Below are 15,329 nucleotides of genomic sequence, written 5' to 3'. Positions count from 1 at the left end.
GGCATTACAGGTTCACTACCAGCACCGGTATCTTCAGCTCATGCCTCACTGTATTGATGGTTTCGCCGTAAAGAAGATCTTTGATCCCGCTATGGCCATGCGCTCCGATCACCAGCATTTCTGCTGTTGATTCATTCACCAGTCGTACAATTTCTTTTGCCCTGCTACCAAAGCCGAGTTTTGCTTCGGCTACGAATCCGCGGTCGCGCAATTGCTTTGCATAGAATTCGAGGTGCTCTTTATCTTTTTCTGTTTCCAGATCATCGCTCTCGTGTTCATAGATCCTGGCAGGAACGCTTTCCACGACATGCACCAATACATATTTTGTTTGCGAATTGCCTTGTCCCAATGCGTGCGATAACAGTCGCTGATCGTTTTCACTGAAATCAAGTGCAACGGCTACTGTTGCATACGATGGTGCTTCCAGCGAATGCAATACAGTTGCCTGCGGATGTAACTGCACCTGCACGTTGGACCATTTCTTTTTGAGTAGCGGATATACGATCGCAATGATCAGCAGGGCGATGAAGATCACTCCGCCCAGTATAAGCGCGGTCTTTCCTACCCAGTTGCCCGGATGGGAGAAAAGGTCGTTGGCTTCTCCCATTACCATGGTAAGGTTAAGGTATACAAGTATTGCAGTAATGAGCCAGGCGGCGAACTGTACGATCGGTTTGATTGCGAAGCTGCCCATTGTTTTCTTATCACTTACAAAATGGATCAGTGGAATGATCGCAAAGCCTAACTGCAGGCTGAGCACGACCTGGCTAAGTATCAGCAGATCGTCAATATTATCTTCTCCGTTGACAAGAATAACGATAACAGCCGGTACAATGGCGATCATCCTTGTCAGCAATCTTCGCATCCATGGATTGATACGCAGGCGGAGATATCCTTCCATGACGATCTGTCCCGCCAGGGTGCCGGTAACAGTTGAACTCTGCCCGGCAGCGATCAATGCAACGGCAAACAGGGTGGGGGCGAGTTTTGAGCCAAGCAACTGATCAAGCAGAAGATGGGCGTCTTTGATCTCGGCAACGTCGGTGCGGCCCGATTTAAAGAATACAGCTGCCGCAAGCACGAGTATTCCCGCGTTTACGAGAAAGGCGAGATTCAGGGCAACCGCACTGTCGATGAAATTAAGTTTCAGCGCACGTTTGATCCCCTCGGGGCTTCGTTTGATCTTTCTTGTTTGCACAAGGGCGGAGTGGAGGTAGAGGTTATGCGGCATCACGGTGGCGCCGATGATACCGATAGCGATATACAGTGCGGTGTCATTGGGGATATGAGGAATAAACCCGCTGGCCACTTCTCTCAGATCAGGTTTGGCAAGAATGATCTCGATCAGAAATGATCCGCCGATGATGAACACGAGGCCAACGATAAACGCTTCCATTTTGCGCATGCCCAGGCGTTGTAGCAGCAGGAGAAGGAACGTATCGAGAACGGTGATCAGTACGCCCCAGATCAGCGGTATGCCGGTAAGCAGTTGTAACCCGATCGCCATACCCAATACTTCGGCAAGATCAGTTGCGGCAATAGCAATTTCCGCCAGCACATATAAGGCAAAATTGACGGAGCGGGGATAAACTTCGCGGTTGGCCTGGGCAAGATCGCGGCGGCGGACAATGCCGAGTCTGGCAGAAAGGCTTTGCAGCAATAATGCCATCAGGTTGCTCATCAGCAATACCCAGATCAGCGTGTAACCAAACTGGCTGCCGCCGGCAAGATCGGTGGCCCAGTTGCCAGGATCCATATATCCGACACTTACAAGGTAAGCTGGTCCGAAAAAAGCGAAAATGCGTCTCCATTTCGAGCGGCCTGCCGAGGTCGTATCAACGGACTCGTGCACGTCGCTTAGTGAAACGTCTGGATGTTGTTTACTCATCGTATTTGACAAAGATATTTTTGGCCAGGTCGCCACTGATATTAGTGGCCAGCTGCTGGCGGAGTTTGATCTCAAGTGACTGGTCAAAGCTGAATTTCTTTTTGACTTCCAGTTTTGTTCCAATGCCAATTTTCTTGTGGCTCAGTAATTCAAGCATCGCCGAGGATTGATCGCTCACATAGCAAACAATCCCGGTAGTGTTTAAAGGCAGATCGGGGAGGCATACCTGTTTTCCTGTTTCAATTTTACCGTTTGCATCAGGGATCGGGTCTCCATGCGGATCATATCGGGGAAAGCCCAGGAACTCATCCAGCTTATCGATCAGTTTTTTACTGCTAACGTGTTCGAGGTCTTCTGCCACAGCATGCACTTCATCCCAGCTGAATTTTAATTTTTCCGCCAGAAAGAACTCCCACAGGCGGTGACGGCGTATGATCAGCAGCGCGAGTTTCTTTCCGTCAATGGTCAGTTTGAAACCCTTGTATGCTTCATAGTGTACCAGCTTCTTTGTCCGCAGCTTTTTCATCATGTCCGTGACGGACGCAGGACGCGTCTGCAGCTCTGCCGCAAGTTCATTGGTCGTCACCGAACCTTCCTTCTGCAAATGATAAATCGCTTTGATATAGTTCTCTTCACTGGTCGAATAGTTCAGCACGGCTAAAATATTTTTTAGACAAATCTAAAACAAAGAGTTGGAAAGAGGAAAAGGAGATTGGAGAAGAACGCCGGACGACGTATCGCAGTCGGGTTTTGGTTTCATACAGCCCAATGAAAGGCGCGGGATCGTAGCGTTAGCTTTCTGCCGGATCGTCTGGTGGCTGCGGTCCTTCGTCCGCAGTCCAAATTAAAATTTGATTAGCCCGCAGGTTTGATGCTCAAACTTTTATCCCTTTTTCCGGGTTCTCTCGTCTCAAAAGCCTTATTTTGCCGTACCAACTGATCCCCATGAAGTCCTTTTTCCTTTGTATGTTTTTTTGCGCAAGCCTTGCCTGGATATCTGGATGTAAGTCTGAGAAAAAGCCTTCTTTATCAGGTGACGAACCTGTAGAAATTGCTGATTTCATCGATTTCTTTCCGGAAATAACCTTGCCTTTCCAGGTGGCAGATACGAGTTTGTTGAAGAAGGATAATGATTCGTTGCGGATCAATTATAAGATATTCACGCAGTTTGTTCCGGATTCAATTCTCAGTGCTTCGATGGGTAAATCAGCGCAGGCGAAAATTTATCCTGTAGGGCGAATAGCAAAAGATGAAACTTATCTGCTTGCGAAAGTTATCAATGGAAACAACAGGGCCGTGTTTATCCTGGGTTTTGATAAGAAGAAGCAGTTTATTGCCGGGATGCCATTGTTGAAGCAGGATGCCAATCCCGCAACTCAGCAGATGACTACCCTTGATAGCAGGTCTACCATAACAAAAACGGTTGTGCGTAAAAATGCAGCAGGAACAAGTGAAGGAAAGGATGTTTACGTATTGAATAATGATGCGAAAGCGTTTATGCTGATTATGACAGATCCCCTGGATGATGTGGTGTCTGAGCTGATCAACCCGATTGATACATTTGCGCGCAAACTGAAATATTCTGCTGATTACAGCTCAGGAAAACTGAACCTTGTTTCCGTCCGCGATGGCAGAAAGAAAGACCGGTTCAGCTTTTTTGTGCACTTTGAAAAAGGGGAGTGTTCCGGTGAATTAAAAGGAGAAGCTATCTGGCAAACTCCAACAAAAGCGGTATACAGCGAAGCCGGTGATCCCTGCTCATTACAATTCACCTTTTCCAATAATGCAGTGACATTGAAAGAACTGGAAGGATGCGGCTCCAGGCGCGGGTTGCGTTGCTCTTTCGATGGATCTTACGCAAAAAAGAAAGAGCCAAGGCCTAAGAAACCTGCAAAACGCGAGTGAAACACAAATGGCCGCGAATAAACGCGAATGGCCTGAATGTTGGTAGGAAAAGGCCAACGTGATAAAACAGCCATTTAATTTAATGCCCAGCTCTTCAATATTTCAACAATTTACCCGTTTTTGCATTTATTCGCGCGGATTCGCGGTCATTCGCGGTACATTCGCGTCATGTAAAAAAGACACAATATGAGTTTTAACAATTTTACTGTCCCTTACCCTGCTGAACAGCCTTATACAAAACGTGTTGCCTACTTCTCAATGGAGTTTGCCATTCACCAGCCTTTGAAGATCTATAGTGGTGGCCTTGGGTTTCTTGCCGGATCCCATATGCGTAGTGCGTATGAACTGAGACAAAATCTTGTAGGCGTCGGCATCCTGTGGAAATATGGTTACTATGACCAGGAGCGTCATCAGGACCAGACCCTGGATGTTGCCTGGAATGAAAAACAATACAGCTTCCTGGAAGATACAGGCATCCGTTTCCAGATCAATGTACATGACCATCCGGTGTGGATCAAAGTATACTATCTTAATCCGGAAACCTTCAAAACGGCTCCGATGTTCCTGCTTAGCACGGACGTTCCGGAAAATGATTATGTTTCTCAAACCATCACTCATCGCCTTTATGATGCGAATGTGGCTACCAAAGTAGCGCAGTTCATTCTTCTCGGTGTTGGCGGCGCAAAACTGATGGATATTATTGGTTTTAATCCTGAGCTGTATCACCTGAACGAAGCACATGGCCTTTCGGCTGCGTTCTATCTTTACAACAAGTTCAAAAACCTTGATGATGTAAGAAAGCGCCTGGTGTTCACCACACATACGCCTGAGGAAGCAGGCAATGAAAAGCATGACATTTACCTCTGCCATAAAATGAGTTATTTCTGTGGTCTTTCGGTTGATGAAGTCAGAAAGCTCACCGGTATTTATGACGATGCGTTCAACCATTCGCTTGTGGCGCTTCGCTTTGCAAAGATCGCCAATGGCGTTTCTGCGCTGCACGGCGTAGTGGCAAGGGAGATGTGGTCCAAATACCCCGGCGTATGCCCGATCATCTCGATCACCAATTCGCAGAACTATCGCTACTGGGCAGATAAGCAACTTTATCGTTTCCGAGAAGCGGGAGATGATTATGGTATTGATGACCGCAAGAAATACCTGAAGAAAAGAGCGTTTGAGATCGTGGCAGATCAGACGGGCAAATTATTCAATCCTGATGTGTTTACGATCGTTTGGGCACGCAGGTTTGCAGGTTATAAACGTGCAGGCATGCTGACGACCGATGAGAAGCGTTTTGAAAAACTACTGACCAATTCAAAATATCCCGTACAGATCATCTGGGCAGGTAAACCTTATCCTGTAGATCATCCGGCGATCAGTGAATTCAATCAACTGGTTCATCTCAGCAAAAAGTATAAGAACGTGGCGGTGCTGATCGGCTACGAGCTGGCACTTTCTAAACGGTTGAAACAAGCTGCTGACTGCTGGTTGAATAACCCGCGTGTACCACGTGAAGCATCCGGTACAAGTGGTATGACTGCTGCCATGAATGGAGCTGTTAACTTTTCTACCGATGACGGCTGGATCCCGGAGTTTATCAATCACGGTCATAATGGTTTTGTCGTTCCAAAAGGTGACTATGCAAACATGACAGTGCATGAGCAGGATCAATACGATCTCGACAAGCTGTATGAGATCCTCGAAAACGAGATCCTTCCTCTTTACTATGATAACTATGCAACATGGCGCCTGGTGATGAAGAACAGCATGCAGGATGTGCGCTTCCAGTTTGAGAGTAACAGGATGGCACATGAATATTATGATCAGTTATATAAATAATAAATAAATAAAGGATTCAGTACACACCCAGAGCGGGAATGCTTTGGATCAGGTGAATGCAGCTGCAGGATCTGTTGAAAAGTTGGGGGGGCTACAAAATGGCTTGGGTTGAAATGTTCCGGATGAGCATCGCTCGGATAAACTTCTGCCGGCCCTTCCACCGTAGCGAAGCGGAGGAGGGAACCTGAGCCAGTCGCTCAAAGATTTATCGCCCTCAGCCTGTCAGCTTGTCACCATTTCTCACTGCTTAAAATCCCGTCAAGCTTTGGACGGCCAAAGGACGACCAAGAGACGAACTAACGACGACTAACAAGCATTTCAAAAACACGCGAAGTTTGACCCTGAATGATTATCATCAGTCAACACATCAGCTGACTTCACGTGCCAGAATGTCGTATCTAAGGAGCATATATCGCTTCAAGACTTGTAAGTGGACAAGTAATAATAACCCGTTTGCAGAATACCAGCAAGCCTGATTACATCAGGCGAGGTACCGAAGCAAAGCAAAAACTTTAAACTTTTAAACCTTTAAACACTTAAACAACCATCCCAAAACTTTTACGCTTGCTCCCCGGTCGCACAGCACCGGTTTCTAAAATAACAGGTATAAAGAAAGATCCTGTTGACCCTCACTACCTTCACCAGTAGCCAGGATCAACAGGATCTTTTCTTTATGCACTATTTAATTTATGCAGGGCCTCTGCTTAAACAACCAGTCCCATTAATTTTCCAGAAAAACAGAATCCCCGTTCAGAGTTGCTGCATTATGGACTCTACACTCTTCGCTTCCCCATAAAAGCTGATCAGTTTCTTAATTATACTTTCTACCACAGCGTCAGGGCAAGAAGCTCCGCTTGTGATCAGGATCCGCGCGGGCTTGTTTTGCGGCAGATAATGGCTTGTAAGCAGTTCCTGTTTTGTATGAAAATTATAATGAAGGATCTCGTTTTCCGAGATCAGTTTTTCACTGGTATCGATGTAATAGGTGGGCAGCTTTTCTTCACAGAGCTCTACGAGGTGGGAAGTGTTGGAGGAATTGTATCCACCGGCAACAATAGCAATATCTGCATCCGTGTCCAGCATGCCGGTGACGGCGGTCTGGTTATCATTTGTGGCATAGCAGAGCGTATCGCGGGTATCTGCAAATCTTTCTGCGATGTTTTTTTCATCGGGTTTGAAATGCTGGATCATTACCTGTTTGAGATAATCGGCAATGGCCTGTGTATCGCTGGCGAGCATGGTTGTCTGGTTAACGACACCGATGCGTTGCAGGTCTTTTTCCACGTCAAATCCTGCGGAGTGCTGTCCCCGGAATTCTTCATAAAATAGTGATGCCGGTTTGTGTCCGCTGATATATGCTGCCAGCTCTATGGTTTGTTTCATGTCTTTGACAACGACAGAGGGCGCATTGCTGGCGGCGTGTGAGAATGTTGCCCTGGTTTCTTCGTGCCCGGGTTTGCCATGAATAATGATAGTGTAACTTTTTTTTGCAATGGCTTCGCTACGGTTCCATACTTTTTCAACGAAGGGGCAGGTAGTGTTGTATTTTTCTGTTTGTATACCGATATCGTTCAGTCGTTTTTCAATTTCCAGTGTAGTGCCAAATGCAGGAATAATTACGATGTCGTCAGCTTTCAGCTCCTCGAAAGGAATGAGTTGTTTCCCGTAAGTATCCTGCAGGAAGGTGATCCCGTGGGAAAGTAGGTCGGCATTTACCTGCGGGTTATGGATCATTTCGCTCAGGAGGAAGATCCGGCGGCCAGGGTTTTCGTCAACCGTCCGGAATGCGATCTCGATCGCATTCTCTACCCCATAGCAGAAACCGAAATGACGGGCCAGATAGATCTGCACCGGTCCGAAATCGAGCAGGGTGGGCGTGAAATCTTTCTTCAGCTTGTCAAGCTCCTTACGCTTTTTCTTGATAGCGGAGATCAGCGGGCTACGGTAGATGATCGGGACGTCGAAACTTTTCATTCCACAAAGATAAGCTAAGAGAAAAAAAGAGTGAAAAAGAGGTAAAAGAGTACTCTTTTACCGGTGCCCAAGGCCGGCGGTCACAGGAAGCGGCCTGCTTTCAAATGGCCAGAACCGTGAGCTAATTTTATTTCATTAGGTAGCAATTAGTTATTAGCTTCACGAGCATCACTAAAATCCGGATCAAATGGAGCAAACTACGCGGAGGCCTGTAGAATGGGCGCATACGACGAATATATATGAGGTGAACCTGAGGCAGTATACGAAAGAAGGGACATTTAATGCATTTGCAAAAGAGTTACCGAGATTAAAGGAGATGGGCATTCATACGCTCTGGTTTATGCCGATCACCCCGATCGCGCAAAAAAATAAGAAAGGTTCAATGGGCAGTCAGTACGCGTGCTCAGACTATACATCTGTCAATCCTGAATTTGGTACGCTGGATGATTTCCGGAAGCTGGTGAAGAAAGCACAGTCAATGGAGTTTAAGGTCATTATCGACTGGGTTGCGAATCATACGGGATGGGATCACTGGTGGACAATAAAGCATCCTGACTACTACAAAATGGATCCTGCTACGAATGATTTCAAACGCGCGAGCGGCATGGATGATATCATCGAGCTGGATTACGATAACCCCGCATTGAGAAAGGCGATGATCGAAGCGATGCAATACTGGGTGAAAGAAACCGGTATTGATGGTTATCGTTGTGATCTTGCCAGCTGGGTGACGGCTGATTTCTGGGAAGAAGCGAGACCGCAGGTTGATGCGGTCAAGCCGGTATTCTGGCTTGGAGAATTTGATGAGTTGCAGAATCCTGAACATGGAAAAGTGTTCGACGTCAGTTACGCATGGAAGTGGATGCATAAAACAGAAGAGTTTTACCAGCAAAGGCAGCCTTTTAATAATCTTTATGAATTACTGAAGCAGTATAGCAGTATCGGTGATAGCTCTATGCGGGCGTGGTTTACGAGCAATCATGATGAGAATAGCTGGAATGGAACAGAGTATGAGAAGTATGGAGATATGGCGCTTGCGCTGGCTGTATTCAGTTGTACCTGGAATGGAGTGCCACTACTTTATAATGGACAAGAATTGCCATTACAAAAGAGACTTGAATTTTTTGAAAAGGATCTCATTCCATGGAGTAAGAAATATGAACTGCATGATTTTTATAAAACATTGCTGAAGCTGAAAACGCAACACCCGGCATTGAGAGCCGGCGATCCTGCCGTGCAAACGCACAGGGTTGCCACTTCAGACGATACCCGTGCATTTGTTTACCTGCGGAAGAATGGAGACAGGGAGGTACTGGTGGTATTGAATTTTTCGTTTGAGCCGGTGCTGAATTTCTGGTTTTGTGATGATAGTGTAAGAGGTGTATACAGTAATGTTTTTACAAAGGAAGAACGGGATCTAAGTGTGGGGACAGGGTTTAAACTTGGACCCTGGGAGTACGTGGTGTTTGAGAAATAGTTTAAAGTAAACTGGCGTAGAAGTATCGCGCAGCGTTCAAAGAGATCGAAAAGCCCGCTATGATTTCTTCGCGTTCTCTGCGATTTCTTCGCGCGCTTTGCGATACTTCCACGCCAGTCGAAGGAACATTTTGGCCTGGCAGCTTAAGCAGACCAGCCACTGATCGAAATAAAAAAGGCCATCCCGGTGATCGGAATGGCCTTTTTTTATTTCAATGAATGCGGAGATTAGAAATCACTATCGCCGTCATCCAGCTTTATCTGATAAGTATATGTACCGTTATAACCCGGATAAATGCCTTCCAGTTTCAGGCGTCCTGAGCCATCGCTCATGTATTTGCCGATATCATCAGCATTTTTCACGTCACGGCCGTTGACTGTTGTAATGATGAAGTTCTCTTCCATACGAGTGCCAGAGAATGGTCCGCCGGATTTGATCTTCTTCACTTTCACCCCGCCGCTGATCTCATATTGTTTTGCTTTTGCAGCGTCGATGTTTTCCAGTTCAAGTCCGAGGCGATCGCCCACGATCTCTGCACTGCTTACATCGTCGATCTTGCTGGCAGTACCTTTCAGGATAACGTTCGCAGTATATTCTTTTCCTGCGCGGATATAAGTTACGGGAACTTTCTCACCCGGTTTGAGGCTTGCAAGGTGACCGCTCATTTCGATGCCGCTTGATACAGCATTTCCATTAAGCTTTATGATCACATCACCTTTTTTAATACCTGCGGCAAGTGCGGCGCCGTCAGCAGGAACTGACTGCACAAATACACCCTGACCGTCTTTTACTCCCGCCTGTTTCACCATTGATTCGTTCTGTGACTGGCTTGGGTTATAGTTGATACCGAGGTAGCCTCTTTTTACATCACCGAATTCGATCAGGTCGCTTACTACTTTGCGAACGATATTTACAGGGATGGCAAAACCGTATCCTGCATAAGTACCGTTTGGAGCAAGGATCGCTGAATTGATACCCACCAGCTGGCCTTCTGAAGTAATCAGCGCACCACCGCTATTTCCCTGGTTGATCGCCGCATCTGTTTGAATAAACGATTCAACAGGTGAATTACTTTGACGGCTGTTGATACCAATTGAACGGCCTTTCGCACTTACGATACCTGCCGTTACAGTTGTTTCAAGTGTCAGCGGATAACCTACTGCCAGTACCCACTGGCCTAGCTTCAGATTATCTGAGTTGCCATATACCATATAGGGCAGGGCTGTTGCATCGATCTTCAATACTGCAAGGTCCGTACTCGCGTCTTTACCGATCACTTTTGCAGGGTAAGACTTCTTATTGCTTAAAGTAACGGTGATCTCTTCTGCTTCACCACCACGTCCATCAGAGATCACGTGGTTGTTGGTAACGAGATATCCATCTTCGCTGAGCAATACGCCGCTACCGGATGCCCTTTGTTCTGGCTGGATCATATTGCCACCACCAGGTCCGAAGAAGAATTGATCGAAGAAATCATCCATACCGCCATTTCCACCACGGTTATTGCTTAGTCCGTTGCTGATCTTCTTGGCGGCGATCTTTGTTTTGATATGCACCACTGCAGGAACAGCAGCGTTTGCTGCTTTGGTGAAATCTATCGCATCTGCAGGAGCGCCTGTAACAGTGCCATTGAAGCCTGCATAATTAACCGGCAGCTTGCCATCGGAACTCAACACCAGGGAAGATTTCTGTGTATTCAGTTTTCCATAAACCCACACACTGCCAACAGCTGAGGTGGCACTGACGGCCATCACCAGCAAGAGTTGTTTCCATTTCATATTCTTTTCCTTATTTTTTTGTGTACGTTATTTATTCGGTCTTACTACTGATTTCAAATAGTGTGCCTTTGACATACAAAATAACAAACTGTCATTTCGAATTACGAACCAATAGTTTAGTTTAACAAATCATTTACTAAGGCTTTCGTACTTCCTCACAAATTTATTAACATTTCGGGAGAATTAAAAGAGAGAAAGACTGCCGGCTGAGGACCGCAGGTCCCGGAAGGGCCTGCCGTCCAGTGTGAACTTTAATGATCCTAAAACCAGGTTTTCATTAGCCTGATCCTTTTGGTGAATCTTCAGCGGTCCCCTCGCTGATCTTCAGCCCATTCGTCAGATACCCTTTAAAAAAGCCATCGTATCCACGCCGTCTGCGTAATCATCAATGCGCGGTCTTTGCGCATTTCCGAAGGAAGTATACGCTGATCCGACGACACATTGGAGATCATCATTACCGGTCAATGTTTCTTTCAAGGCGACAGGATCTGTGTAGTACTCATAGTTGAGCTGGCTGATAGGAGAGAAGACTGACTTTTCCTCTACAAGCAGGATCGAATCATTACTCATATAGTACTTGTTATTGAGCAGGTGCAGGGCGAGATTGTAATCGTAGTTGTTCTTGTATTTGTGGTGATTGAACAGGTGATTATATTTTCTGAAAGCGTTCAGCAGTGGCTCAAATCCGTATCCTGCCGGCACATACAGTTTCGTGACATTGCGGCAGCCCAGACCGAAATACGCATATACATCATCTGCCAATTGTTCCAGTTCCGCGCCTGACTCCTGTCCGGTGAGTACGGCAACGGATGTCCGGTTGCGGCGGATGATATTTGGGTATTTGCGAAAGTAATAGTCGAAATAGCCGGCCGAGTTGTTGCTGCCGGTAGCTATATAGGCATCGCAGCCTGCTAAACGTTCTGCAAAAACGATCAGCTGTGAAATGGAATTATCCCATTCTGCCAGTTTTTTGACGAGGTGGGGCAACAATATTTTGTCTTTCGAGGAGGTTTTTATCATGGCTATATGTCCACTGATGAAAACACATAAGAGGTCATGGAACCCAACCAGCGGGATGTTTCCAGCCATCACAATGCCGACGGTTTTGGGAGCAGGGTTTTCTTCCGGGAATTGGTAGGCGGCCGTCCATTCATCCAGGACCTGTTCCTGCAGGAAAGCGTCTGCCACCTGTTTACAAGCCAGCTCAACAAATTCAGGTGTGAACCAGCCATTTTCCCGGGAAGCCCTTTCTTTAATATCCATCCATTCTGTCGAGTCAGCGCGCATATACTGTCCGAGTTGATCAAGGAGGCTGATCCTTTGTCGTAAATTCATTCGTAGTTTTTTATGTGTTAACCGTTTGAGGCGGATCTTCTGTAAGCAAAATGTTACGGGAGTGTAAAATTTTGTCATGTTGATTCACCGGCAAAGAGTATTTTTGTACGCAAAAATAACCTCAACTTACTTAATCATAATTGTATGGCTATTAAGATAACAGATGAATGTATAAACTGCGGAGCCTGTGAACCGGAATGCCCGAATAACGCGATCTATGAAGGCGGCGTTGAATGGGCGGTGTCTGACGGTACTTCCGTGAAAGGATCTTTTACGCTGATCGACGGATCAGTGGTGGATGCAGACCAGAAAAATGAGCCGCTTAGTGTTGATACTTACTATATTACGGCGAACAAATGTACAGAATGCCAGGGCTTCCATGAAGAGCCGCAGTGTGCTGCAGTATGCCCGGTTGACTGCTGCGTTCCGGATGATATGTACCAGGAAACCGTAGAAGAGCTGATTTCTAAAAAAGACAGGCTGCACCTTTAAAATGTGCATAAAAAACAGGCTGGGTACGGATCCTGGCCCGGTTTTTTGACTATCTTAGAATCACATTTACAAAGCAGCCCAGCTGCTTATATTTTGGCGGGTGATATTTCCCGTCGTAAAAAGGTGAAGCACAATTACTGTCTTCACCTTTCTTATTTCTGACCATTGATCGTTGTCCGTTGACCGTTGTCCGGAAGAAAGGACGACAGTTACAGAAGGAGTAGGTTGAAAAATGTTTGGTCAACGTACAACGGTCAACGGACAACGGTGAACGATCATCGATCGAAACTCCTGTCATTCAACAACAATTAACCAAATTAATTTCCCTTTACCCGTTTTTTCTTCAATATTTGTAACGCAAAACCATTGACAATATCATCATGAAAAAGAAAATAGCCCTGGTAACGGGCGGGTACTCGGGAGAATCGGTCATCTCGTATAAAAGTGCCACGACGATCGGCAATCATCTCGATAAGGAATTATTTGATGTATACAGGATAGATGTAAACCCGCAGGGATGGTTTTATGAAGCAGCGGACGGGCAGAAAGCGGAGATAAATAAGAACGATTTTTCCCTGACGGTTGATGGCAAAAAGATCAGCTTTGATGCTGCTTTTATCGGGATGCACGGGACGCCCGGGGAAGACGGAAAGCTGCAGGGGTATTTTGACGTACTCGGTATTCCTTATACAAGTTGTGATGCGGCAACTTCTGCCATCACTTTTAATAAACGTTATACAGTGGCAGTAGCAAAGATGGCGGGGATCGCTGTCGCCAATTCACTCCATCTTTTTAAGCATTCTCCGGTTCCTGCCGCGGAAGTGGCCGATAAACTGAAAATGCCGGTATTTGTAAAGCCTAATAACGGCGGATCCAGTATCGGTATGAGCCGCGTTGATAAAAGGGAAGACCTGGAAGGGGCGATCGCTAAAGCTTTCAAAGAAGATAACCAGGTGCTGGTGGAGGAAATGATACAGGGGAGGGAGTTTACCGTAGGCGTGTTCAAAACCAGGGGTAATATCATCGTACTGCCCCTTACGGAAGTAAAGGCGGATGCAAGCAAGGAATTCTTTGATTTCGAAGCAAAATACCAGGGCAAATCAACCGAAACGACACCCGCAGTGGTGGACGAGGAGATTGCCAACAAGGTCAGAGCGGCGGCCAAAAAGATCTATGAAGTATTCAATTGCCGGTTTGTTGTAAGGATCGATTTCATCTACAATGAAGCAACAGGCTTGCCTCATATGCTAGAGATCAACACCATTCCCGGTCAGACGGAAGCAAGCATCGTCCCTCAACAGGTGAAAGCCATGGGCTGGAGCCTGACGGAGTTCTATACAAAACTGACAGAGGAATGTTTCCAGTAAACAAGCTTAAAAGTTTTATAGTTTAAAGGTTTAAAGTTCATCCTTCAAATTATTAAAGCTTTAAACCGTAAAACTTTTAAACCTTTCAACACAGAATCGCCTAATGTTTAAATTCATAACACATCGCCCTTTATGGGCCAATATCCTCGCAGCGATCGCGATAGCGCTGATCATCTTTTTCATTTTTATTTTTTCGCTCAACTGGCTGACGCATCATAACCAGGCAATGTCTGTGCCTTATGTGCAGGGAAAGAATTTTGAAGAAGCAAAGTCGGCCCTTGAAAAAGCTGGCTTCGAAGTAGTAGTGCAGGATTCACTTTATATAGATACAGCTAAACCTTTATCGGTATTGAAGCAGGTTCCGGAAGCGGAAGAACTGGTTAAAGTGAACCGTACGGTCTACCTCACGATCAATCGGGCCGTCCCCCCGGATGTGGAAATGCCTAACCTGATCGGGTACAGCTACAGAAGCGCAGAGATGGCTTTGAAGAATGCAAATCTCCGCGTAGGTGATACGACCTTCCGACCTGATTTTGCAAAGAATGCCGTACTGGAACAACGTTACAACGGCCATATTATCCGTCCCGGCGATAAGGTTCGTATGGGTAGTACGATCGCACTGGTGCTGGGCGATGGCGTGGGTGACAGGCAGTTCCCTGTTCCTGTTCTGATCGGGCTCACCTATTGCGAAGCAAAGACACTGGCGGAAGCGCAGGGGATCACTATCGGCAGTGTTATCCCGAAAGAAGATGTGACCGATACCTGTAACGCATATATTTACTGGCAGAGACCTGAACGATTTGACGAGGATAAGAAATTCCGCTATATCCGTTCCGGCCAGATGATAGATATCAGGCTCCAGAAAGACAAGCCAGAGGCGGATACATCAATAGTACCTCCAGCGGATGGAGAGTAAAACACCTTATTTATTTTAACTGATCTTAATCATGCAAACAATTACAGCTGAAGAACTCAAAGCCCGCCTCGATGCCGGCGAAAAATTAAATATCGTTGATGTTCGTGAACCTCATGAACATGCCGACTTCAATATAGGCGGAACGCTTGTCCCTCTTGGAAAGATCCAGACCATGCAAGCCGATGAACTGGACGAATTCAAAGACCAGGAATTGATCGTATACTGCCGCAGCGGCAACCGCAGTGGTCAGGCATGTCTGATCCTGGATACACTTGGTTTTACAAATACGAAGAACCTGGTGGGAGGGATGTTGTACTGGCAGGAGAAGATCGGATAGGAAGCCGAAAGTCAGGGAAAG

Annotated in this window: 12 protein-coding genes; 7 read left to right on the top strand and 5 right to left on the bottom strand. The window is 46.3% G+C overall.

The window, feature by feature from the left end; translation table 11 throughout:
- Positions 1–4: 4 nt before the first annotated feature.
- Both LZZ85_RS15130 and LZZ85_RS15125 read right to left on the bottom strand, forming a co-directional pair.
- Positions 5–1,888 (bottom strand): Nramp family divalent metal transporter, encoded by a 1,884-nt coding sequence (locus LZZ85_RS15130; RefSeq protein WP_237873608.1) that lies wholly within the window; start codon positions 1,886–1,888, stop codon positions 5–7.
- Positions 1,881–2,543, bottom strand: a complete 663-nt coding sequence (locus LZZ85_RS15125; protein ID WP_237873604.1) for a metal-dependent transcriptional regulator — start codon at positions 2,541–2,543, stop codon at positions 1,881–1,883. The genes LZZ85_RS15130 and LZZ85_RS15125 overlap by 8 nt, the downstream gene beginning before the upstream one ends.
- Before the next feature lie 290 nt (positions 2,544–2,833).
- Here LZZ85_RS15125 and LZZ85_RS15120 point away from each other — a divergent pair, with 290 nt between their 5' ends.
- Together LZZ85_RS15120 and glgP are read left to right on the top strand one after the other, a co-directional pair.
- Entirely contained in the window at positions 2,834–3,793 is a 960-nt protein-coding gene (locus LZZ85_RS15120) for a hypothetical protein (RefSeq protein ID WP_237873602.1), read from the top strand.
- Positions 3,794–3,979: 186 nt separating this feature from the next.
- Positions 3,980–5,632 (top strand): alpha-glucan family phosphorylase, encoded by a 1,653-nt coding sequence (gene glgP, locus LZZ85_RS15115; RefSeq protein ID WP_237873600.1) that lies wholly within the window; start codon positions 3,980–3,982, stop codon positions 5,630–5,632.
- A gap of 750 nt (positions 5,633–6,382) precedes the next feature.
- Here the strand turns inward: glgP and LZZ85_RS15110 are convergent.
- A complete protein-coding gene (locus tag LZZ85_RS15110) occupies positions 6,383–7,606 on the bottom strand; it encodes a 4-hydroxy-3-methylbut-2-enyl diphosphate reductase (RefSeq protein ID WP_237873598.1) in 1,224 nt (407 codons plus the stop codon).
- Positions 7,607–7,793: 187 nt separating this feature from the next.
- On the opposite strand from LZZ85_RS15110, the gene LZZ85_RS15105 reads away from it, so the two are divergent.
- Positions 7,794–9,083: an alpha-amylase family glycosyl hydrolase gene (locus LZZ85_RS15105; protein WP_237873596.1), complete on the top strand. Its 1,290-nt coding sequence runs from the start codon at positions 7,794–7,796 to the stop codon at positions 9,081–9,083.
- A 227-nt stretch (positions 9,084–9,310) separates the two neighbouring features.
- On the opposite strand, the gene LZZ85_RS15100 is transcribed toward LZZ85_RS15105, so the two are convergent.
- Positions 9,311–10,861 (bottom strand): trypsin-like peptidase domain-containing protein, encoded by a 1,551-nt coding sequence (locus LZZ85_RS15100; RefSeq protein WP_237873590.1) that lies wholly within the window; start codon positions 10,859–10,861, stop codon positions 9,311–9,313.
- A gap of 336 nt (positions 10,862–11,197) precedes the next feature.
- Positions 11,198–12,196, bottom strand: a complete 999-nt coding sequence (locus LZZ85_RS15095) for an acyl-CoA reductase (protein WP_237873588.1) — start codon at positions 12,194–12,196, stop codon at positions 11,198–11,200.
- A 144-nt stretch (positions 12,197–12,340) separates the two neighbouring features.
- Here LZZ85_RS15095 and LZZ85_RS15090 point away from each other — a divergent pair, with 144 nt between their 5' ends.
- The 4 genes from LZZ85_RS15090 (at position 12,341) to LZZ85_RS15075 (ending at position 15,308) form a co-directional block, all read left to right on the top strand.
- Positions 12,341–12,688, top strand: coding sequence for a 4Fe-4S dicluster domain-containing protein (locus tag LZZ85_RS15090; RefSeq protein WP_237873587.1), 348 nt, complete (start codon positions 12,341–12,343; stop codon positions 12,686–12,688).
- 380 nt (positions 12,689–13,068) lie between these two features.
- Positions 13,069–14,055, top strand: a complete 987-nt coding sequence (locus LZZ85_RS15085; protein ID WP_237873585.1) for a D-alanine--D-alanine ligase — start codon at positions 13,069–13,071, stop codon at positions 14,053–14,055.
- 103 nt (positions 14,056–14,158) lie between these two features.
- On the top strand, positions 14,159–14,971 hold the full coding sequence (locus tag LZZ85_RS15080) for a PASTA domain-containing protein (protein ID WP_237873583.1): 813 nt from the start codon (positions 14,159–14,161) through the stop codon (positions 14,969–14,971).
- Positions 14,972–15,002: 31 nt separating this feature from the next.
- Complete coding sequence (locus LZZ85_RS15075; RefSeq protein WP_237873581.1) at positions 15,003–15,308, top strand: rhodanese-like domain-containing protein; 306 nt, start codon at positions 15,003–15,005, stop codon at positions 15,306–15,308.
- The last annotated feature ends 21 nt before the right edge of the window (positions 15,309–15,329 follow it).

The sequence above is a fragment of the Terrimonas ginsenosidimutans genome (assembly GCF_022012415.1).
GTDB lineage: Bacteria > Bacteroidota > Bacteroidia > Chitinophagales > Chitinophagaceae > Terrimonas_A > Terrimonas_A ginsenosidimutans.
Note: the sequence above shows the minus strand (reverse complement) of the source record. Positions and strands in the feature narration are given on the sequence as shown.

Bases quoted from the DNA above. Each gene is read 5' to 3' on its own strand.
- LZZ85_RS15120 (WP_237873602.1), top strand. From the start codon at position 2,834: ATGAAGTCCTTTTTCCTTTGTATGTTTTTTTGCGCAAGCCTTGCCTGG.
- LZZ85_RS15090 (WP_237873587.1), top strand. From the start codon at position 12,341: ATGGCTATTAAGATAACAGATGAATGTATAAACTGCGGAGCCTGTGAA.
- LZZ85_RS15110 (WP_237873598.1), bottom strand. From the start codon at position 7,606: ATGAAAAGTTTCGACGTCCCGATCATCTACCGTAGCCCGCTGATCTCC.
- LZZ85_RS15085 (WP_237873585.1), top strand. From the start codon at position 13,069: ATGAAAAAGAAAATAGCCCTGGTAACGGGCGGGTACTCGGGAGAATCG.
- glgP (WP_237873600.1), top strand. From the start codon at position 3,980: ATGAGTTTTAACAATTTTACTGTCCCTTACCCTGCTGAACAGCCTTAT.
- LZZ85_RS15100 (WP_237873590.1), bottom strand. From the start codon at position 10,861: ATGAAATGGAAACAACTCTTGCTGGTGATGGCCGTCAGTGCCACCTCA.
- LZZ85_RS15095 (WP_237873588.1), bottom strand. From the start codon at position 12,196: ATGAATTTACGACAAAGGATCAGCCTCCTTGATCAACTCGGACAGTAT.
- LZZ85_RS15130 (WP_237873608.1), bottom strand. From the start codon at position 1,888: ATGAGTAAACAACATCCAGACGTTTCACTAAGCGACGTGCACGAGTCC.
- LZZ85_RS15075 (WP_237873581.1), top strand. From the start codon at position 15,003: ATGCAAACAATTACAGCTGAAGAACTCAAAGCCCGCCTCGATGCCGGC.
- LZZ85_RS15080 (WP_237873583.1), top strand. From the start codon at position 14,159: ATGTTTAAATTCATAACACATCGCCCTTTATGGGCCAATATCCTCGCA.
- LZZ85_RS15105 (WP_237873596.1), top strand. From the start codon at position 7,794: ATGGAGCAAACTACGCGGAGGCCTGTAGAATGGGCGCATACGACGAAT.